The organism is Frateuria sp. YIM B11624, assembly GCF_049727805.1.
In the GTDB taxonomy this organism is placed as follows: domain Bacteria; phylum Pseudomonadota; class Gammaproteobacteria; order Xanthomonadales; family Rhodanobacteraceae; genus Frateuria_A.
Genome location: NZ_JBCNYA010000041.1, coordinates 1 through 19,786, shown reverse-complemented (window position 1 = coordinate 19,786; position 19,786 = coordinate 1). Strand labels below are relative to the sequence as shown.

Annotated in this window: 14 protein-coding genes and 1 rRNA gene; 8 read left to right on the top strand and 7 right to left on the bottom strand. The window is 68.7% G+C overall.

The window, feature by feature from the left end; all coding sequences use genetic code 11:
* The first annotated feature begins 45 nt into the window (after positions 1–45).
* Positions 46–2,676, top strand: coding sequence for an aminopeptidase N (gene pepN / locus AAIL17_RS16600; RefSeq protein WP_424683963.1), 2,631 nt, complete (start codon positions 46–48; stop codon positions 2,674–2,676).
* Between the two features lie 71 nt (positions 2,677–2,747).
* Here the strand turns inward: pepN and AAIL17_RS16595 are convergent, their stop codons facing one another.
* A complete protein-coding gene (locus tag AAIL17_RS16595) occupies positions 2,748–2,933 on the bottom strand; it encodes a hypothetical protein (RefSeq protein WP_424683962.1) in 186 nt (61 codons plus the stop codon).
* 573 nt (positions 2,934–3,506) lie between these two features.
* On the opposite strand from AAIL17_RS16595, the gene mnmG reads away from it, so the two are divergent.
* From mnmG to AAIL17_RS16575, 4 genes are all read left to right on the top strand, one after another.
* Positions 3,507–5,381 (top strand): tRNA uridine-5-carboxymethylaminomethyl(34) synthesis enzyme MnmG, encoded by a 1,875-nt coding sequence (mnmG, locus tag AAIL17_RS16590; protein WP_424683961.1) that lies wholly within the window; start codon positions 3,507–3,509, stop codon positions 5,379–5,381.
* 176 nt (positions 5,382–5,557) lie between these two features.
* On the top strand, positions 5,558–6,313 hold the full coding sequence (locus AAIL17_RS16585; protein ID WP_424683960.1) for an RDD family protein: 756 nt from the start codon (positions 5,558–5,560) through the stop codon (positions 6,311–6,313).
* 60 nt (positions 6,314–6,373) lie between these two features.
* On the top strand, positions 6,374–8,689 hold the full coding sequence (locus tag AAIL17_RS16580) for a Tex family protein (protein WP_424683959.1): 2,316 nt from the start codon (positions 6,374–6,376) through the stop codon (positions 8,687–8,689).
* Positions 8,690–8,854: 165 nt separating this feature from the next.
* Positions 8,855–10,882, top strand: coding sequence for an autotransporter outer membrane beta-barrel domain-containing protein (locus AAIL17_RS16575; protein ID WP_424683958.1), 2,028 nt, complete (start codon positions 8,855–8,857; stop codon positions 10,880–10,882).
* A gap of 80 nt (positions 10,883–10,962) precedes the next feature.
* On the opposite strand, the gene AAIL17_RS16570 is transcribed toward AAIL17_RS16575, so the two are convergent.
* Positions 10,963–11,820, bottom strand: coding sequence for a DUF1481 domain-containing protein (locus AAIL17_RS16570; protein WP_424683957.1), 858 nt, complete (start codon positions 11,818–11,820; stop codon positions 10,963–10,965).
* A gap of 306 nt (positions 11,821–12,126) precedes the next feature.
* On the opposite strand from AAIL17_RS16570, the gene AAIL17_RS16565 reads away from it, so the two are divergent.
* Complete coding sequence (locus tag AAIL17_RS16565) at positions 12,127–12,690, top strand: helix-turn-helix domain-containing protein (protein ID WP_424683956.1); 564 nt, start codon at positions 12,127–12,129, stop codon at positions 12,688–12,690.
* 6 nt (positions 12,691–12,696) lie between these two features.
* On the opposite strand, the gene glyS is transcribed toward AAIL17_RS16565, so the two are convergent.
* Together glyS and glyQ are read right to left on the bottom strand one after the other, a co-directional pair.
* Entirely contained in the window at positions 12,697–14,841 is a 2,145-nt protein-coding gene (gene glyS / locus AAIL17_RS16560) for a glycine--tRNA ligase subunit beta (protein WP_424683955.1), read from the bottom strand.
* Positions 14,838–15,749, bottom strand: coding sequence for a glycine--tRNA ligase subunit alpha (gene glyQ / locus AAIL17_RS16555; RefSeq protein ID WP_424683954.1), 912 nt, complete (start codon positions 15,747–15,749; stop codon positions 14,838–14,840). Before glyQ ends, glyS begins: the two co-directional genes overlap by 4 nt.
* Positions 15,750–15,848: 99 nt before the next feature.
* Here glyQ and AAIL17_RS16550 point away from each other — a divergent pair, with 99 nt between their 5' ends.
* Together AAIL17_RS16550 and AAIL17_RS16545 are read left to right on the top strand one after the other, a co-directional pair.
* Positions 15,849–17,666, top strand: coding sequence for a GspE/PulE family protein (locus AAIL17_RS16550; RefSeq protein ID WP_424683953.1), 1,818 nt, complete (start codon positions 15,849–15,851; stop codon positions 17,664–17,666).
* A gap of 23 nt (positions 17,667–17,689) precedes the next feature.
* Positions 17,690–18,412 (top strand): glutamine amidotransferase, encoded by a 723-nt coding sequence (locus tag AAIL17_RS16545; protein WP_424683952.1) that lies wholly within the window; start codon positions 17,690–17,692, stop codon positions 18,410–18,412.
* Between the two features lie 18 nt (positions 18,413–18,430).
* Here AAIL17_RS16545 and AAIL17_RS16540 read toward each other — a convergent pair whose 3' ends face one another.
* The 3 genes from AAIL17_RS16540 to rrf all read right to left on the bottom strand — a co-directional run.
* Complete coding sequence (locus AAIL17_RS16540) at positions 18,431–18,754, bottom strand: DUF1820 family protein (RefSeq protein WP_424683951.1); 324 nt, start codon at positions 18,752–18,754, stop codon at positions 18,431–18,433.
* Between the two features lie 11 nt (positions 18,755–18,765).
* Positions 18,766–19,449: a rhomboid family intramembrane serine protease gene (locus AAIL17_RS16535; RefSeq protein ID WP_424683950.1), complete on the bottom strand. Its 684-nt coding sequence runs from the start codon at positions 19,447–19,449 to the stop codon at positions 18,766–18,768.
* Between the two features lie 244 nt (positions 19,450–19,693).
* Positions 19,694–19,786: ribosomal RNA gene (gene rrf, locus AAIL17_RS16530) — 5S ribosomal RNA — on the bottom strand; the annotation flags it as partial.

The window sequence follows — 19,786 nt, the reverse complement described above, 5'->3', positions numbered from 1 at the left end:
AAAACGTCGCATGTTAGCCTGAGCTTTCCCCCAGCGGCTGTTCCCATGATCGTGCGCGACGAACAAACCCCTTCGCCCATCCGCCTTGCCGACTACCGTCCGCCTGCCTGGACGGTCAGCCGGATCGAGCTCGAGTTCGACCTCGGCATCGACGGCACCGACGTGCGCTCGCGGCTACACCTGCGCCGCAACGGCGCCTCGGGCGCACCGCTGCGGCTGGATGGCGAAGGCCTGGAGCTGCTGGCCATCATGCTGGACGGCCAGCCGCTGGACGAGCAGGCCTACCGCTACCGCGACAGCGTTCTGGAGGTCGACGGCGCCGGCGACGACAGCGTGCTGGAGACTCGCGTGCGCGTGCATCCGGCGGCCAATACCGCGCTGGAAGGGCTGTACCTGTCCGGCACGCGCGAGAGCGGCTTCCTGCTGACCCAGTGCGAGGCCGAGGGCTTCCGCCACATCACGTTCTTTCCCGACCGGCCGGACGTGCTGGCGCGCTACACCGTGACATTGCGTGCCGACCGCGAACGCTTTCCCGTGCTGCTGGCCGGCGGCAATCCGGACGGCAGCGGCGAGCTGCCGGACGGTCGCCACTGGGCGCGCTTCGTCGATCCGTATCCCAAGCCTTGCTACCTGTTCGCGCTGGTCGCCGGACGGCTGGAGAAGATCGAGCGCGACTACCGCACCGCCGACGGCCGCGACGTGAAGCTGGTGATCTGGGCCGAGGCGGACGTGATCGGCTGCTGCCATTACGCGATGGACGCGCTGGAGCGCGCCATGCGCTGGGACGAGCAGGCCTACGGGCGCAACTTCGATCTATCGGTGTTCCACGTCGTCGCCACCCACGACTTCAACATGGGCGCGATGGAGAACAAGGGCCTCAACATCTTCAACGCCAAGTACCTGCTCGCCGATCCGGACACTACGACGGACGACGAATACCGCGCGGTCGAGGCGGTGATCGGCCACGAGTACTTCCACAACTGGAGCGGAAACCGCGTGACCTGCCGCGACTGGTTCCAGCTCTCGCTGAAGGAAGGGCTGACCGTGTTCCGCGAGCAGCAGTTCTCGGCGGACATGTATTCGGCATCGCTCAAGCGCATCGACGACGTCGCCCTGCTGCGCCGCGCCCAGTTCCCCGAGGACGCCGGCCCGCTGGCGCATCCGGTGCGCCCCTCGCAGTACAGCGAGATCAACAACTTCTACACCGCCACGGTCTACGAGAAGGGCTCGGAGCTGGTGCGCATGCTGGCCGGGCGACTGGGCCCGGCCGGTTTCCGCCGCGGCATGGACCTGTACTTCCGGCGCAATGACGGCCGCGCCGCGACGCTGGAGGATTTCCTCGCAGCGCTGGGGGCGGCCAACGGCATCGACCTCTCGCCCTACCTCGCCTGGTATGGCCAGGCCGGCACGCCGCAACTGTCCGGCGAAGGCCACCACGATGCGGCCACGCGCACCTACACCTTGACCCTGCGCCAGCACACGCCGCCGACGCCCGGCCAGCCGGACAAGCGGCCGCTGCCGATCCCGGTCAAGCTCGCGTTGTTCGATCCGGACGGACGCATGCTGCCGTTGCACGAGGGCGCCACCGAACAGGTGGTGGTGCTGCACGATGCGGAACAGGACTTCGTCTTCCCCGGCGTCGAGCGCGCGCCGGTGCCCTCGCTGCTGCGCGGCTTCTCCGCGCCGGTGATCCTCGACTACGCCTATGCGCCAGCCGAACTGGCCCTGCTGCTGACCCACGACACGGACGGCTTCAACCGCTGGGAAGCCGCCCAGCAACTGGCTTGGCGCGCCTATGCGGAATTGCGCGACGGCGGCGGTCTGGATGCGCTTTCGGTGTGGGGCGACACGCTCGCCAGCCTGTTCGACCAGGCCGCGCTCGATCCCGCGCTGCTGGCAGACCTGCTCACGCCGCCGGGCGAAGTGGAACTGGCCGAGCGCGAGACCGACGTCGATCCGGCGCGCATCCATGCGCTGCGCCAGACGCTGCAGCGCGAACTCGCCGCGCGCATCGGCGCGCACGTGCTGGCCGAGCGCTACCGCACGCTGGCCGCACAAGCCAGCGATGCGCTGGATGCCGCCAACCAGGCGCGGCGCCGGCTCAAGCGCCGCGTGCTGGAACTGCTGGTGCTGCTGGATGCGCCGGCGGCACAGGCCTTCGCCGCCACGCAGTTCGACCGCGCCACGACCATGACCGATCGCCTGGCCGGCCTGGCCGTGCTGGCGCGCAGCGAGGCGCCGCAAGCCAGCGAGGCGCTCGCCCGCTACCGCGCACGCCACGCCGGCAACGCGCTGGCGCTGGACAAGTGGTTCGCGGTACAGGCGCAGATTCCGGGCGAAGGCGCGCTGGCGCGCGTGTGCACGCTGCAGGACGACCCGACCTTCACGCTGAAGAATCCCAATCGCGTGCAGGCGCTGCTGGGCACCTGGGCGCGCGGCAACCCGAGCGGCTTCCACCGCCTCGACGGCGAGGGCTACCGCTTCCTGGCGGCGCGGCTGGCCGAGCTGGACGCGCTCAACCCGCAGGTGGCGGCACGTCTGGCGACCGCCTTCAACGGCTGGCAGCGGCTGGAACCGTCGCGGCGCGAACAGGCACGCGCAGCGGTGGCGGGGCTCGCGGGGCAGCGCCTCTCGCGCAACCTGGCCGAGATCGTCGGCAACATGCTCAAGGGCTAGCGCAGCCCGATCGATCGTGAAGACGCCGCCGGTGGAGCGCCCCAGGGCGGCTCCGTCCGGCGACGGGGCGGTCAAGCGGCGAGCTGGCTCAGCGCGTTGCGCAGGCGGTGCATGTGCGATTCCAGGCGCGGAGCGAGCTGCTGGCGTTCCTGCTCGGTGCGCGCGGCCAGGTGTTCGATGGCCATCTGCACCTTGCCGATCTCGATCATCAGATCGTGCCGGGGATAGACAGGCTGGAAGTCGATGACGTTGTTCATGGCGAACGGCTTGATGGGTTGGACAAGCGGGCTCTGCAACGCGCGTGCCAGAGCGTGATCGCCATCACAATCGGGCCTGGGCGGGCTCCGCGGGCTGACGCAGAGCGTCAGCTGGCCTACAAAAAAAAGCCGCAACTAGTCACTTTTTATTCACGGCCGTACTGGGAATATCGCTTCCCACGGCCGCGGGGAATCGCGGCCGCGCCTGCAACTTTCCGGTTTCTGGCGCCCGGCAACACGGTCATCCTGGATTCCCCCTGTTCCTGAGACCGCCGGGCGCCAGATCTAAGCAAGGCCAAGCCCCGCCAATGGCGGGGCTTGGTTTTTCCGGGGCCGGAAAAGGCGACGGCGCCGTGGGAATCCCCAGCGGCGCCGTCATGCTTCCTCTCCCTGGTACGCGGTCGGGCCCCTGTCTGCCCGGCCTCGGCGCGCGGTTGCGCAGCGTCTGCCCATGGAAAGTGCACGGAAAGTGAAGCAGCATTCGTGCCAAGCTCTTGTTTTTCCACAGACCGAAGGGCCGAGGCGCTACCATACGCGCCGTTCCGCACCTATCCGCGCCGAGCGTTCCTTCCGATGATCCATCCCACCCGCTACGACGTGATCGTGGTCGGCGGCGGCCATGCCGGCACCGAGGCGGCGCTGGCCGCGGCCCGCTGCGGCGCGCGCACCTTGCTGCTGACCCACAACCTGGAAACCGTGGGCGCGATGAGCTGCAACCCGGCCATCGGCGGCATCGGCAAGGGCCACCTGGTCAAGGAGATCGACGCACTGGGCGGCGCCATGGCGCACGCGGCCGACCGTGCCGGCATCCAGTGGCGCACGCTCAACGCCTCCAAGGGCCCGGCCGTGCGCGCCACGCGCTGCCAGGCCGACCGTGCGCTGTACCGGGCCGCGATCCGGCAGATGGTCGAGTCGCAGTCGAACCTGGAGTTGTTCCAGCAGGCGGTCGACGACCTCGTCATCGAGGGCGGCCGCGTCAGCGGCGTGGTCACGCAGATGGGCGTGAGCTTCCGCGCCGCCGCAGTGGTGCTCACCGCCGGCACCTTCCTCGCCGGCAAGATCCATATCGGCCCGGCGCAGTACGCCGGCGGCCGCGCCGGCGATCCACCCGCCAGCACGCTGGCGCGGCGCCTGCGCGAACTGCCGGTCGCGGCCGACCGCCTGAAGACCGGCACGCCGCCGCGCATCGACGCACGCAGCATCGATTTCGGCGGGCTCGACGAGCAGCCCGGCGACGATCCCGCACCGGTGTTCTCCTACCTGGGTTCGCGCGACGAACACCCGCGCCAGGTCAGTTGCTGGATCACCCACACCTCCGAGCGCACGCACGAGATCATCCGCGGCGCGCTGGACCGCTCGCCGCTCTACAGCGGACAGATCGAGGGCATCGGCCCGCGCTACTGCCCGTCGATCGAGGACAAGGTGGTGCGCTTCGCCGACAAGGGCTCGCACCAGATCTTCATCGAGCCCGAAGGACTGGACAGCGTCGAGATCTACCCCAACGGCATCTCCACCTCACTGCCGTTCGACGTACAGCTCGAGCTGGTGCATTCGATCCCCGGTTTCGAACGCGCGCACATCACGCGCCCCGGCTACGCGATCGAGTACGACTACTTCGACCCGCGCGGCCTGCAGCCGTGGCTGGAGACCAAGGCGATCGGCGGCCTGTACTTCGCCGGCCAGGTCAACGGCACCACGGGCTACGAGGAAGCCGCCGCACAGGGGCTCGTCGCCGGCCTCAACGCCGCACGCATGGCCCGCGGCGAGGAGCCGTGGTACCCGCGCCGCGACGAGGCCTACGTCGGCGTGCTGATCGACGACCTGACCAGCAACGGCACGCTCGAGCCCTATCGCATGTTCACCTCTCGCGCCGAATACCGCCTGCACCTGCGCGAAGACAACGCCGACCTGCGTCTGACCGAGCAGGGCTTTGCGCTCGGCGTGGTGACGCAGGCGCGTTTCGACGCATTGCGTGCCAAGCGCGAGGCGGTCGAGCGCGAGACGCAACGGCTGGCTGCGCTGTGGGCCGCGCCGACCAACGCGCTGGGCGCGGCGATCGAGCGCCGGCTCGGCATCGCCGTCAGCCGGGAAACCAGCGCGTTGGACCTGTTGCGCCGCCCCGAGCTCGACTACGCCAGGCTCACTGCCGTCGCCGAACTGGGGCCCGCTGTGGAACGCGAGGACGTCGCCGCGCAGGTCGAGGTGCAAGCCAAGTACGCCGGCTACCTGGAACGCCAGCGCGAGGAGATCGAACGCCAGCGCCGCCACGAACACACCGGCATCCCGGCGGGTTTCGACTACGACAAGGTGCGCGGTCTCTCCTCCGAAGTGCTGCTCAAGCTCAAGCGCACGCAGCCGGCCACGGTCGGCCAGGCCGCGCGGATCAGCGGCGTCACGCCCGCGGCGATCTCGCTCCTGCTGGTGCATCTGAAGCGCCGCAGCGCCTGACGCCTCGCTTCCTTTCCGCCCCAAGGAGAGGACGGAAGTTGAGCGGCCGGGACTCGCGGGAGCGTCGGCTCCCTGCAAGAACGAGCGCTCACTCAGCCCGCGCCCTGGAGGTGGAGGGAGCAACGCACGGTGGCCCATGGCATCATCCCTTGCATCGATGCCCTCGGAGTTTGCGGATGGAAATCTGGATCGGCCGCGACGGCCAGCGCCATGGCCCGTACAAGGAAGAGGACGTGCGCCAGTGGTTGCGCAGCGGCCAGCTCGCCGCCGAGGACCTGGGCTGGTACGAGGGCCTGGCCGACTGGCAGCCGCTGTCGGTGCTGTTCCCCGACGCGCTGGCCGCGACACCGCCACCGATCTCGCCCACGGCTCCCGCCGTGCCGCCGCCGACCACCACCGCGGCGCTGGAGGACTATGCCGGCTTCTGGAAGCGCCTGGTCGCGTACATCATCGACGCCATCGTGCTGTACATCCCGCAGATGCTGATCATGAACGCCTTCGGCAACGAGGCGGCGCAGGCGAAGCTGCAGCAGGCGACGCTGGCGGCCGGCACCGATCTGAGCGTGGCGATGGCCGCCTATGGCCAGTATTACGAGACCATGCGCGGCGGCGTCGCGCTGACCGCGTTGCTGGTCTGGCTGTACTTCGCTATCTGCGAAAGCTCCGCCTGGCAGGCCTCGGTGGGCAAGCTGGCGATCGGCATCCGCGTGACCGACCTGGAGGGCCGGCGCATCAGCTTCTGGCGCGCGCTCGGCCGCTATGCGGCGAAGGTGCTGAGCTGGTTCATCCTGGCGATCGGCTTCCTGATGATCGGCTGGACGCGCCGCAAGCAGGGCCTGCACGACATGCTGGCCAACACCCTGGTGCTCAACGGCCGCGCCGGCGCGTTCCGCAACGCCACGCCGCGCGACGACCGCTCCTTCCACGCCTAAAGGCAGTGCCGCGGTTGCTATGATCGGCGGCTTCCTGCACCACTCGAAGCCGTTGATCACATGCTCAGCATCGAACACCGCATTGCCCAGGACATCGCCGCCAAACCCGACCAGGTGCGCGCGGCGGTGGCCCTGCTCGACGAAGGCGCCACCGTGCCCTTCATCGCCCGCTACCGCAAGGAAGCCACCGGCGGCCTGGACGACACCCAGCTGCGCCTGCTGGAAGAGCGCCTGCGCTACCTGCGCGAACTGGAGGAACGCCGCAGCGCGATCCTGGCCAGCGTCGAGGAACAGGGCAAGCTCAGCGATGCGCTGAAGAACGACATCCTTGCCGCCGACACCAAGGCACGGCTGGAAGACCTCTACCTGCCCTACAAGCCCAAGCGCCGCACCAAGGCGCAGATCGCGCGCGAGGCGGGCCTGGAGCCGCTGGCCATCGGCCTGCGCGAGGATCCGACGCTCACGCCGGAGGCCTTCGCCGAATCGTTCGTCGATGCCGACAGGGGCGTCCCCGACGTGCGCGCCGCGCTCGACGGTGCGCGCGCGATCCTGATGGAAACCATCGCCGAGGACGCCCACCTGGTCGGCGAGCTGCGCGACTGGCTGTGGGACAAGGGGCAGATCCGCGCCAAGGTCGTCGAGGGCAAGGAAAACGACGGCGCCAAGTTCCGCGACTACTTCGACCACGTCGAGCCGATCGGCAAGATTCCGTCGCACCGCCTGCTGGCGCTGATGCGCGCGCGCAACGAGGGCGTGATCGAACTGGAACTGCAGCCGGCGCTCGACGCCGAGCAGGGCCACCTCGAGGGCGAAGGCCGCGTCGCCGCGCACGCCGGCATCCACGACCGCGGCCGTGCGGCCGACGCCTGGCTGCGCGAGACGGTGCGCCTGACCTGGCGCGTGAAGCTGCACCTGCACCTGGCGCTCGACCTGTTCGGCCGCGTGCGCGAAGGCGCCGAAGACGAGGCGATCCGCGTGTTCGGCGAGAACCTCAAGGACCTGATGCTGGCCGCGCCCGCCGGCGCCAAGACCGTGATGGGCCTGGACCCGGGCATCCGCACCGGCGTCAAGGTCGCCGTGGTTGACGCCACTGGCAAACTGCTGGCCACCGACACGATCTATCCGCATGAGCCGAGACGCCAGTGGAACGAATCACTGGTCGCGCTGGCGAAGCTGTGCAGGCAGCACGGCGTGGACCTGATCGCTATCGGCAACGGCACCGCCTCGCGCGAGACCGACAAGCTGGCCGGCGAGCTGATCAAGAAGCTGCCGGAAGCGAAGCTGTCCAAGATCGTGGTGAGCGAAGCGGGGGCGTCGGTCTACTCGGCCTCCGAAACGGCGGCGAAGGAATTCCCGAACCTGGACGTCAGCCTGCGCGGCGCGGTGTCGATCGCCCGCCGCCTGCAGGATCCGCTCGCCGAGCTGGTGAAGATCGAGCCCAAGGCGATCGGCGTGGGCCAGTACCAGCACGACGTCAACCAGGTGAAGCTGGCGCGTGCGCTGGATGCCAAGGTCGAGGACTGCGTCAACGCCGTCGGCGTGGACGTCAACACGGCCTCGGCGGCGCTGCTCTCGCGCGTGGCCGGCCTCTCGCCTTCCGTGGCGGAGAACGTGGTCAAGCACCGCGACGCCAACGGCCCGTTCGCCAACCGCAAGGCGCTCCTGAAGGTGCCGCGGCTGGGCGACAAGGCATTCGAGCAGTGCGCCGGCTTCCTGCGCGTGCCCAACGGCGACAACCCGCTGGACGCCAGCGCGGTGCACCCGGAAGCCTATCCGGTGGTCGAGCGGATCATCGCCCAGTGCGGCCGCGAGGTGCGCAACATCATCGGCGACGCGACCTTCCTGCGCGGCCTCAAGCCCGAGCAGTACACCGACGGGAAGTTCGGCGTGCCGACCGTGCGCGACATCCTGAAGGAACTGGAGAAGCCCGGCCGCGACCCGCGCCCGGAGTTCGTCGCGCCGAGCTTCGCCGAGGGTGTGGAGGATCTGAAGGACTTGAGGCCGGGCATGATCCTGGAAGGCCGCGTCACCAACGTCGCCGCGTTCGGCGCGTTCGTCGACATCGGCGTGCACCAGGATGGCCTCGTGCACGTCTCGGCGCTGTCGCACAGCTTCGTCAAGGATCCGCGTGACGCGGTCAAGGCCGGCGACATCGTCAAGGTCAAGGTGATGGAAGTGGACATCCCGCGCCAGCGCATCGGCCTGTCGATGCGCCTCGACGACGAGCCGGGCCAGGCCCGCGGTGCGCGGCCGGCCGGCGACGACGGCCGCAATGCGCGCCCGCAGCGCGGTGCGCCCGCCCCGAAACCGGCAGCCCCGCCCGCCAACAACGCCTTCGCCGATGCGCTGCTGCGGGCGCGCGAAGGCAAGCGCTAGCTATTGCAGGGGACGCGGGCGCGCCCTGTCCCGGGCGCGCCTGCGAGGCCGGCCGGGGTGGTCGGAGGACCGCGATGCGGCGCAGCATGCGCTTCCGTATGGAGTGCATTACCGTAACCCGCAAATAACGAAGGCCATCCCGGCCCCTCAAGGAGCGTCACCGTCATGCCCCGTACCCGTCTTGCCGGCGCCATCCTCGCCGGTCTGCTGTTCAGCACGGCCGCCGTAGCCACTGATTTCAGCCAGGTCGTCGTCTTCGGCGACAGCCTTAGCGACGACGGCAACATCTCGCTGGCCACCGCGCCCGGCGTGCAGCCGCCGCTGCGTTTCACCACCAATCCCGGCACGGTCGCCATCGAGAACGTGGCCAATGCGCTGGGCCAGCCGATCACGCCGTCGCTGCTCGGCGGCACCGACTACGCCTGGGGCGGCGCCGGCGTGCTGACCAACTCGCCCGGCACGCCCGGCGCGGTGCCGACGCTGACCGCGCAGGTCGACGGCTACCTGGCTGCCGGCACGGTGGATTCGAATGCCCTTTATTCGATCTGGGGCGGCGCCAACGACATCTTCTATCACGCCACCGCCGCCGGCGCGGGCGCCACTGCGCAGCAGCTGATCGCGCAGACGATCTCGCAGCAGGTTTCGCTGGCGATCGCCAACAACGTCATTCCCAACGACCCGGCCGCGATCGCCGCGTTCACGGCGCAGATCACGCCGACGGTGACCGCGCAGGTCAGCGCGGCCGTGCTGGCTGGCGCCGGCGTCAGCAGCTTCGAGACCGCCGAACAGGCGCAGGCGAACGTCGCCGCCGCGGCCCAGCAGGAGGTCAAGTTGATCGGCCAGCTGCAGGCCGCGGGCGTGAAGAACATCCTGGTGTTCAACCTGCCCAACATCGGCCTGACGCCTTCGGCGCTGGCGCAGGGCCCGGACGCGGCGGCCTCGCTGGCGGGGCTCGGTCTGGTCTTCAACGGCCAGCTCAACGCCGGCCTGGCGCAGATGGGCGTGGGCATCGTCCCGGTCAACGTCTACAGCCTGTTCAACGAGATCATCGCCGATCCGCAGGCCTACGGCTTCAGCAACGTCACCGCGCCCGCCTGCGGCGCGGGCGCTTCCTCGGTGCAGTGCGGACCGGCCGGCTCGGGCCTGCCCTACACCTATCCCGCCGGCGCGGATCAGAGCTACGTGTTCGCCGACGGCGTCCACCCGACTACCGCGGCGCACGCCGTGCTGGGCCAGTACGTGGTTTCGATCCTGCAGGCGCCTGGCCAGGTCTCGCTGCTGGGCGAGGCCCCGCTAGCCGCCACCGCCGCGCAGTACCGCACCATCCGCAACCAGTTGCTGGCCGACGGCCAGGGCAGCGACACCCGCTTCTTTGCGAGCGTTGATTACGGCCGTCAGCGCTTCGATGCGACGGGTGGCTCGCCCAAGTCCAGCAGCAACAACGTCAACCTGACGCTGGGCGCGGACGCACGGGCCACCGAGCACGTCTCGGTGGGCCTGGCGCTGTCGCTGGGCCAGAACCATGCCGACTTCGCCGGTGGCGCGGGCGGCTACAAGATGCAGGACATCTCCGGCCTGGGCTACGCGCTGTACCACAACGGCGGCGGGTACGTGGGCGGTTTCGCCAGCTTCGGCCAGTCCAACTTCAAGGACATCAACCGCCGCATCCAGCTGGGTGCCTCGATCCGCAACGAGAGCGGCAAGGCGGACGGCACCCACCTCGGCGCGGGGCTCGAGGGCGGCTGGTGGTTCGGCAGCGGCGGCCTGAAGACCGGCCCGTTCGCGCGCGCCGAATGGCAGACGGCGAAGGTCAACGGCTACAGCGAAACCGGCAACGACAGTACCGCGATGTGGTTCGGCCGCCAGCAGCGCGATGCGCTGGTCGAATCGCTCGGCTGGCGCCTGCAGGGCCAGTGGCAGGCCGGCGGCGCCATGCTGACCCCGTTCGTGGAAGTGGCCTGGAACCATGACGACAAGGCCGATCCGCGCGAGGTCCAGGCCGGCCTGGTCGGCATGCCCGGCACCTTCGCGCTGACCGGCTACGTGCCCGACAAGACCTGGGCCAGCGCCGACGTGGGCCTGTCCGCGCAGTTCAGCCCGAACGTGACCGGATGGTTCGGCTACCACGGCCGCTTCAGCGACGACAACCAGCGCGACGACGCGGTGAACCTGGGCATCAAGGTCGGCTTCTGAGACCGATCTCCAGCCCATGAAAAAAGCCGCCCTCGGGCGGCTTTTTTTGACGTCCGGATGGCCGGACGTCGGTGGCGGGCTTACTTGCCCTTGCCGCCGGTGGCCAGCTTCAGGATGTCTTCGGCCTGCTTCTGCAGGCTGGCGGCCTCGTCGTCGCCCAGCGTATCGGTCTTGTTGCCGGAAACCACCTGCTTGAGCACGAGGTTGCCATCCTTGTCCCAGCCGGCGCGCTCGGTCGAGCTGGGCTTGGCGTCCTGGCTGGCCTTCTTCTGCTGCACCACGACCCACGGCTTGCCGTCCCTGTAGGCGTAGTCGGTGCTGGTGAAGCCCTTGTCGCCGTAGTCGGCGCGGCCACGGATGAATTGCACCTGGCCGTTCTGGCGGAACACCTGCCAGGCGCGCGAGACGTCCTTCTCCAGCTTGGTGCCGTTGCTGATCTTCATGCCGCCGATCTGCTTCTGCACCGCCTGGAAGTCGGCGAGTTCCTTTTCGCCCGGGGTCTGTTCGGCGATCAGCTCGATCGACACCTGGTTGGGCGCGCCCTTGGTCAGCACCGGCGCCTGCAGCGCCATCTTGTAGTGGCGTTCGCCGTCGCTGAGTTCGGCCTTGACGACGTACAGGTCGGCCGGATTCACGTCGGCCGGATTGAAGGTGAGCTCGAACGACTGCGGAAACTGCACCGGCGCGATGGTCTTGCTGGCCAGCGGCGTGGCACCGGCCTGGTCGGTCGAGGAAACGTCGACCAGGTTGACCACCAGCTTGGCGTCGGGCGACACCGCGGTGTCGCCGCGCAAGGCCACCGTGCCCGTCACCGTATTCGCCTTCACGGCCGCCGCGGGGGCGTTGTCGCCGTTGCCCTGCTCGGGCGCGTTGGAGCTGTTGCAACCGGCCAGCGCCAGCGCAGCTACCGACATCAGCGACCAGACCATCCTGCGCATGGGGAAACCTCTATATTGAAGAATGAAGCCTTGGGGAATACACGGAATTCGCAGGCGATGACGTCGCGCTTTCCGCGGGGGAAGTTTCAAGCATAGCGGAAAAAGTGACTTCCGCGCAAAAGTCAAGCCAGACTGATGGCGGTTCCTGGGCGCCGCGCTCGTCCATTTACATCACGTAAACAGTGGCGCTTGGGCAACCGTCTAGGCGGCCCAAAGCCAGCGGTAAGCCGCGGCGCGCTAGGATGGCAACCGGCGGACCACCGGTCGGCGGCCGCCAGCGTCGTTTCCTGCTGTATGGACAGGCCCATGAACCTCGCCCCGCTCTCTCCCGTTCCCGAAACCGGCAGCACGTTTGCCGAGCGCATCAAGCTGCTGATCCAGCGCGTAGGCAGCGCGACCGAGATCGCCCGCATGTGCGGCTTCTCGGAGGGCGTGGTGCGCAGCTGGCGCGATGGCAATACCGACCCATCCCGCGCGCGCTGCGTGACGCTGGCCCGCACCCTCGGCATCTCGCTGGTATGGCTGGTTGCGGGCGAGGGGGCGATCATGCCGGAGATGGACCAGGGCGGGTTCGACGAGCCCTTCACCGCCGACACCACCCATCGGCCGCGGCCGCGGCACAACGGCATGGCCGCGCAGATGCTGGAGGTCCATAGCGTCGGGGTCGACACGCAGCGGCTGAACGCCGCGATGCGCATCCTGCAATCGGAATTGGACCTGGCCGGCCAGCCGCTTGCGCTGGCCGACAACACCGACCTGTTGGCCAGCCTTTACGAAGCGCTGGGGCCGGGCGGCACGCGCGTGGATACCGATGCGATGCTGGTGTTCAACCGGCAGCTGTCCGAACGGATCCGCCGCGCGAGCGCCTAGCCAGGCCTACAGACGCGCGATATCGGCCACCGCGGCGAACTGCGCCTTGAGGCTCGCCAGCAGCGCCAGCCGGTTGGCACGCACCCGCGCATCTTCGGCATTGACCAGCACGCTGTCGAAGAACGCGTCCACCGGCGCCTGCAATTGCGCCAGGCGCGCCAGCACCGCGGTGTAGTCGCCGGCTGCACGCGGCGCGGCGGTATCGGCACGCGCGGCGTCTAGCGCCGTGGCCAGCTCGTGCTCGGCCGGCAATTCGAAACAGGCCGGGTCGACCGCACCACCCGGCGCCGCACCGGTTTCTTCTTCGGCCTTGCGCAGGATGTTGGCCACCCGCTTGTTGGCCGCCGCCAGGCTGGTCGCCTCCGGCCGGCGCCCGAATTCGGCCACGGCACGCAGGCGACGGTCGAAGTCGGGCAGCGTGGCCGGCGCCACCGTCTGCACCGCTTCGAACTGTTCGGCCGTGAAGCCCAATTCGGCGTAGTAGCCGCGCAGGCGGTCGAATACGAAATCGACCAGTTCGCCGAGCAGCGCCGCACGGCGCGCACCTGCGTCGAACACGGGCGGCTTGCCGTCCTTGCCCGGCTTCAGTCCGGCGGCCAGCGCGGCTTCCGGCAGCAGTTCCAGCGCTTCGGCAAAGCTGGCGCGCAGATCCAGTTCCAGGCCGGCTTCGACCAGCGTGCGGGCCAGGCCCAGCGCGGCGCGGCGCAGCGCGAACGGATCCTTGTTGCCGCTGGGCTTCATGCCGACGGCGAAGATGCCGGCCAGCGTATCCAGCCGTTCGGCCACCGCCAGTACCCGGCCGACCGGATCTGCGGCGATGGCATCGCCGGCGAAGCGCGGCTGGTAGTAGCTGTCCAGCGCTTGCGCCACGGCCTCGCCTTCATCCTGGCGCTGCGCGTAGTAGCGGCCCATGACGCCTTGCAGTTCGGGAAACTCGCCGACCATGCGGGTGAGCAGATCGCATTTGCTCAGGGAGGCCGCACGGGTGGCGGCACCGGCGTCGACACCGACGCGTGCGGCCATCACGCGCGCCAGTTCGGCCACGCGCACGCTCTTGTCCCACAGGCTACCCAGCGCCTGCTGGTAGGTGACGTTCTTCAGCGGCTCCTGGTAGTCGACCAGCGGCGCCTTGAGATCCTCATCCCAGAAGAACTTGGCATCCGCGAAGCGCGGGCGGATCACCCGCTCGTAGCCCTTGCGGATCTCGGACGGATCCTTCGATTCGATATTCGCCACACCGATGAAATGCTCGGTAAGCACGCCTGCGGCATCGAACACCGGCACGAACTTCTGGTTGGTCTCCATGGTGGTGACCAGCGCTTCCGGCGGCACGGCCAGGAACTCGCGCTCGAAGGTGCAGGCGATGGCGGCCGGCCACTCGGTGAGGTTGGCGATCTCGTCTAGCAGGGCGCTGTCCAGGCGCGGCACGCCACCGGTCTGCTGGGCGGCGCGCTGGACCTCGGCATGAATGCGCTCGCGCCGCTCGAGCGGATCGGCGAGCACCCTGGCGGCGCGCAACGCGTCGAGCCAGCCGTCGGCGTCGGTCACATGCACCGGGTTGGGGTGCATGAAGCGGTGGCCGCGCGACTTGCGGCCGCTCTTCAGGCCGAGGAGCTCGCCATCGATGATGTCCGCGCCGTGCAGCATGACCAGCCAGTGCACCGGGCGCACGAAGGTGTAGTCGTGGTCGGACCAGTGCATCGGGCGCGGGATGGGCAGGCTCTTGAGCGCTTCCTCGACGATCTCCGGCAGCAGCGCGGCCAGCGGCTGGCCAGGCTTGACCGCGCGGAACACGAACCAGGCGCCCTTGTCCGTCTCGAGCTTTTCCAGTTGCGCGACGTCCACGCCGCAGGACTGCGCAAAGCCGAGCAGGGCCTTGGACGGCTGCCCCTGCGCGTCGATCGCCGCATTCACCGCCGGGCCGCGCCGCTCCACGTGCTGCTCCGGCTGCGTGGCCGCCACCGCCGGCACGTGCACGGCCAGCCGGCGCGGCGTGCAGTACGCGCGCGCCTCGTCCAGCGCGCCCTCGACGCCACGCTTGCCCAGCCCCTGGACGATGCCGTCCAGGAACGCCTGCGACAGTTCGTCGAGCGCCTTGGGCGGCAGTTCCTCGGTACCCAGTTCGATCAGCAACGACTTGGCGGCGCTCATGCGGCCTGCTCCTTCGAAACGTTCCTCAGGCCCGGGAAACCGAGCTTCTCGCGCTGCGCCACGTAGGCCTCGGCCACGCTGCGCGAGAGCGTGCGCACGCGCAGGATGTAGCGCTGGCGCTCGGTCACGCTGATCGCACGGCGCGCATCGAGCAGGTTGAACGTGTGGCTGGCCTTCATCACCTGCTCGTAGGCCGGCAACGGCAGGCCAGCGGCGACCAGCTGGTTGGCGGTGGCTTCGCACACGTCGAACCAGCGCAGCAGTTCGGCCACGTTGGCGTGCTCGAAGTTGTAGGTGCTCTGCTCGACCTCGTTCTGGTGGAACACGTCGCCGTAGGTGACGACTCCACGTGGACCGTCGGTCCAGATCAAGTCATAGACGTTATCTACATTTTGCAGATACATCGCCAGGCGCTCGAGGCCGTAGGTGATCTCGCCGGTCACCGGGCGGCACTCCAGGCCGCCGGCCTGCTGGAAGTAGGTGAACTGGGTCACCTCCATGCCGTTGAGCCACACCTCCCAGCCCAGGCCCCAGGCGCCGAGCGTGGGCGATTCCCAGTTGTCCTCGACGAAGCGGAGGTCGTGCACCAGCGGGTCAAGCCCCAGCTCCTTCAACGAGCCGATGTAGAGCTCGAGGATGTTGTCCGGATTGGGCTTCATCACTACCTGGTACTGGTAGTAGTGCTGCAGGCGGTTCGGATTCTCGCCGTAGCGGCCGTCGGTGGGGCGGCGCGAGGGCTGCACGTAGGCCGCCGCCCAGGGCTCAGGCCCCAGCGCGCGCAGGAAGGTCGCGGGGTGGAAGGTGCCCGCGCCGACCTCGGTGTCCAGCGGCTGCAGCAGCACGCAGCCCTGCGCGCCCCAGTAGCGGTTGAGGGTCTGGATCACGTCCTGGAAAGTGCGCGCTGGCATGGCGATTGGCCCAACAACAAAGCGCGTTAGTATAGCCAAAGCCCGCGCCCGCACTGGCCCGGCGCCGCTCGAACGCATCACGGGGGAGGCCCGTCTTCGATGGCCGCATCACCGCAAATCGCATCCCTGCTGGGCCGCCGCGGCCGACTGGGGCTGGACGACGTGCTGGCCGCGCTGGTGGTCGACGGCTACGTCGCCGCCGAGGACGCCAAGAACGTGCGCATGGGCTCCCGTGCCGGCCGCGCCACCGTCGAACTGCACCCGCTGGTGCTGATCGCCAACGCCAAGCTGCCGAACCAGCGTGAGCCGGGGCGCCCGCTGAGCCTGGAGGGCCTGACCGAGTGGCTCGCCGGCCAGGCGGCGCTGCCCTACCTCAAGATCGACCCGATGAAGATCAACGTGGCGGCGGTGACCCAGGTGGTCAGCCATGCCTATGCCACGCGCCACCGCATCCTGCCGGTGGCCGCCACGCCGGGCGAGGTGACCTTCGCCACCTGCGAGCCGTTCGACGCGGCCTGGGCAGGCGACCTGGCGCAGATGCTGCGCCGGGACGTGCGACGCGTGGTCGCCAGTCCGCTGGACATCAACCGCTACCTGGCCGAGTTCTATGGCGTGCAGCGCTCGATCCAGCTCGCGCAGGATGCCAAGGGCGCCGGTTACGACACGTCGGCCGCCATCCTCAACTTCGAGCAACTGGTGGAGCTGGGCAAGACCGGCGAGGTCGGTGCGGACGACCGCCACGTCGTGCACATCGTCGACTGGTTGCTGCAGTACGCCTTCGAGCAGCGCGCCTCGGACATTCATCTCGAACCGCGCCGCGACGCCGGCCAGATGCGCTTCCGCATCGACGGCGTGATGCACAAGGTGTTCGAGTTGCCGCCGCCGGTGATGACCGCGGTCACGGCGCGCATCAAGATCCTCGCGCGCATGGACGTGGCGGAAAAGCGCCGTCCGCAGGACGGCCGCATCAAGACCCGCTCCGCCGCCGGCCGCGAGGTCGAACTGCGCATCTCGACGATGCCCACGGCCTTCGGCGAGAAGGTGGTGATGCGCATCTTCGATCCCGACATCGTGGCCAAGGACTTCTCGCAGCTGGGCTTCTCCCCGGAGGAAGGCGCCATCTGGCGTTCGCTGGTGGAGCGCCCGCACGGCATCGTGCTGGTGACCGGCCCGACCGGCTCGGGCAAGACCACCACGCTGTACTCCACGCTCAAGCACCTGGCGCGGCCGGAGCTCAACGTCTGCACGGTGGAAGACCCGATCGAAATGGTCAGCCCCGAGCTCAACCAGATGCAGGTGCAGGCTTCGATCGACCTGGACTTCGCCGCCGGCGTACGCACGCTGCTGCGCCAGGACCCGGACATCATCATGATCGGCGAGATCCGCGACCTGGAAACCGCACAGATGGCGGTGCAGGCCTCCCTGACCGGACACCTGGTGCTCTCCACCCTGCACACCAACGACGCGCCCAGCGCGGTGACGCGACTGCTCGACCTGGGCGTGCCGCACTACCTGATCCAGTCCACGTTGACCGGCGTAGTGGCACAGCGCCTGGTGCGCACCTTGTGCCCCCACTGCAAGCGCGAGGCACAGCAGGACCCGCACACATGGACCGCGCTCACCCACGGCTGGTCGCTGCCCGTGCCGGAGAAGGTGTTCGAGCCCGTCGGCTGCCTCGAATGCCGCAATACGGGCTTCATGGGCCGTACCGGTGTGTACGAGATGCTCAAGTTGAGCCCCCGCCTGCGCGGGTTGGTCTCCGCTCAGCTCGACCTGGCCAGGCTGGGTGAGGCTGCGCTGGCCGAGGGCATGCAGCCATTGCGCATTTCGGCCGCAGCGCAGGTGGCCAAGGGCTTGACCACGGTGCCGGAAGTGCTCACCGTATTGCCGCCCATCGAACACGCAAGCCAGACCTAGGCTTTGGCCATCCAGACGTCCGCATGAAGCCCATCCTCATCATCCGTACCGGCCGCGCGCCGGACCCCATCCGTGCGCGCCACGGCGACTTCCCTCACTGGTTCCGCTTGTCCGCCGCGTTGTCACCGGTGCGGGTACGGATCGTCGACGTGGCCGCGGGCGAAAACCTGCCTGCACCGAAAGAGGTCGCCGGCGCGCTGATCACCGGTTCGGCCGCGATGGTGACCGAACGTGCCGCCTGGAGCGAACGCACCGCCGGATGGATTCGCGATGCGATGGACGCGCAGCTACCGCTGTTCGGTGTCTGCTATGGCCACCAGTTGATGGCGCACGCGCTGGGTGGCCGCGTCGACTACCTGCCCGGCGGCCGCGAGATCGGCACCTTGCCGATCGAACTCACGGCAGCGGCGGCCGGCGATTCGCTCACCGCCCGGCTGCCCGTCCGCTTCCGCGCGCACACCACGCACGAACAGAGCGTGCTGGAGCCGCCGTCCGGCGCGACGGTGCTCGCCCGCTCGGCGCGCGATCCGCACCACCTCCTCCGCTACGGCCCGCACGCCCTGAGCGTGCAGTTCCATCCGGAGTTCAATGCGGACGTGATGCGCGCATACATCCAGCGCAAGCGCGAGGCGATGCGACGCGAGGGCAGTGACCCGCAGCAGGTTTATCGCGAAGTGGCGGCCACGCCGATCGCTCGCCGGATCATGCGTGCCTTTGGTTTGCGCCATGGACTGAGCGCCGCCTGAGCCCGGTCGGCGCACCCGTCAGCGCGGTTTCGGCGGCATCGGGAAGGGCGTCACCTTCTGGCCGTCGTTGGCGTCACGGATGACCAGCGAACCTTTGCGCTCGACCTCCTCGATACGGACGATGGACTGCATCGGGAGATGCAGTACACGGGTATCGGCAAATTCCTCGCGCAGGCGCTCCTCGGTGGGATCGACCAGCAGTCCCGAGCCGGCCGGCTCGAACACCAGCTCGCCGACTTCGGTAAACCCCCACAACGGGCTCGTGTCCACGTGCCTTGCGTAGAGCTCGTAACACTTGCCCAGGTGGAGAAAGGTCACCTTGTAGAGTTTTCTGGCACGCATGGCGCTTGAGTCTAACCGCGCAGGCGGCGCGCGATCGCTTCGCGCGAGAACAGCGCGAACGTCATGCCGAACAGGAAGCCGGCAATGTGCGTCCACCACACCACGGCACCATAGCTCGGTCCGGCGTAGCTGAAGAGCAGCTGCAGCAATACCCAGATGCCGATCAACAGGTAGGCCGGTACGCGCACGAACTCGAGGAACAGGCCCAACGGCAGCACCAGCCCCAGTCGCGCCCGCGGGAACAACGCCGCATACGCACCCAGCACGGCTGACACCGCGCCGCTGCAACCGATGATCGGCAGGCGCACGCTGGCCAGCGTCAATGCACCGACCAGGTTGGCGACGATCCCGCCGGCCACGAACAGCGACAGGAATCGGGCCGAACCCAGCGTACGTTCCGCCGGCAGGCCGAAGATCACCAGGAACAACAGGTTGCTGAGCAGGTGGATCCAGGCCACATGGATGAACAACGCCGTGAACAGGCGCAGCAACGCCGGATCCGCCAGCTGGCGCCATACGGCGTCATGGGTGTCGAAGATATTGGCGGGGATCGTGCCCCACTCGAGCAGGAAAGAGATCCGCTGCGGTGGCGGCATCAAGGCCAGGGCCACGAAGCTGGCCACGCATACCAGTACCAGCAGCAGCGTCGCCCACTGCGTGGTGGAGCGCCGGCGGGTTTCCACATGGACGAACAAGGCTGCGTCTCCCTCGGCGCGGCGTCGTGTCCCTTGCATCATAGAGGGACGGAGGCTCGGTGTTCGGACCGGGACCCTAACTCGAACCATGCGTGCGGCGTTTCTCTCGGAACACGCCCGCAAGGCAGCACTTCGATCGCCTGCGCGCTCGCGCCCGCAGCAGTGGGACCGGGGGACGGCCGTGCCGGCGTGCGCCAAAAGAAAAACCCTCACCGTTTCGGGTGAGGGTTTTCCAGGATAAAGCCCCTGGCGGTGACCTACTCTTGCATGGACAAGCCACACTACCATCGGCGCGGCTGCGTTTCACTTCCGAGTTCGGGATGGGATCGGGTGGGAC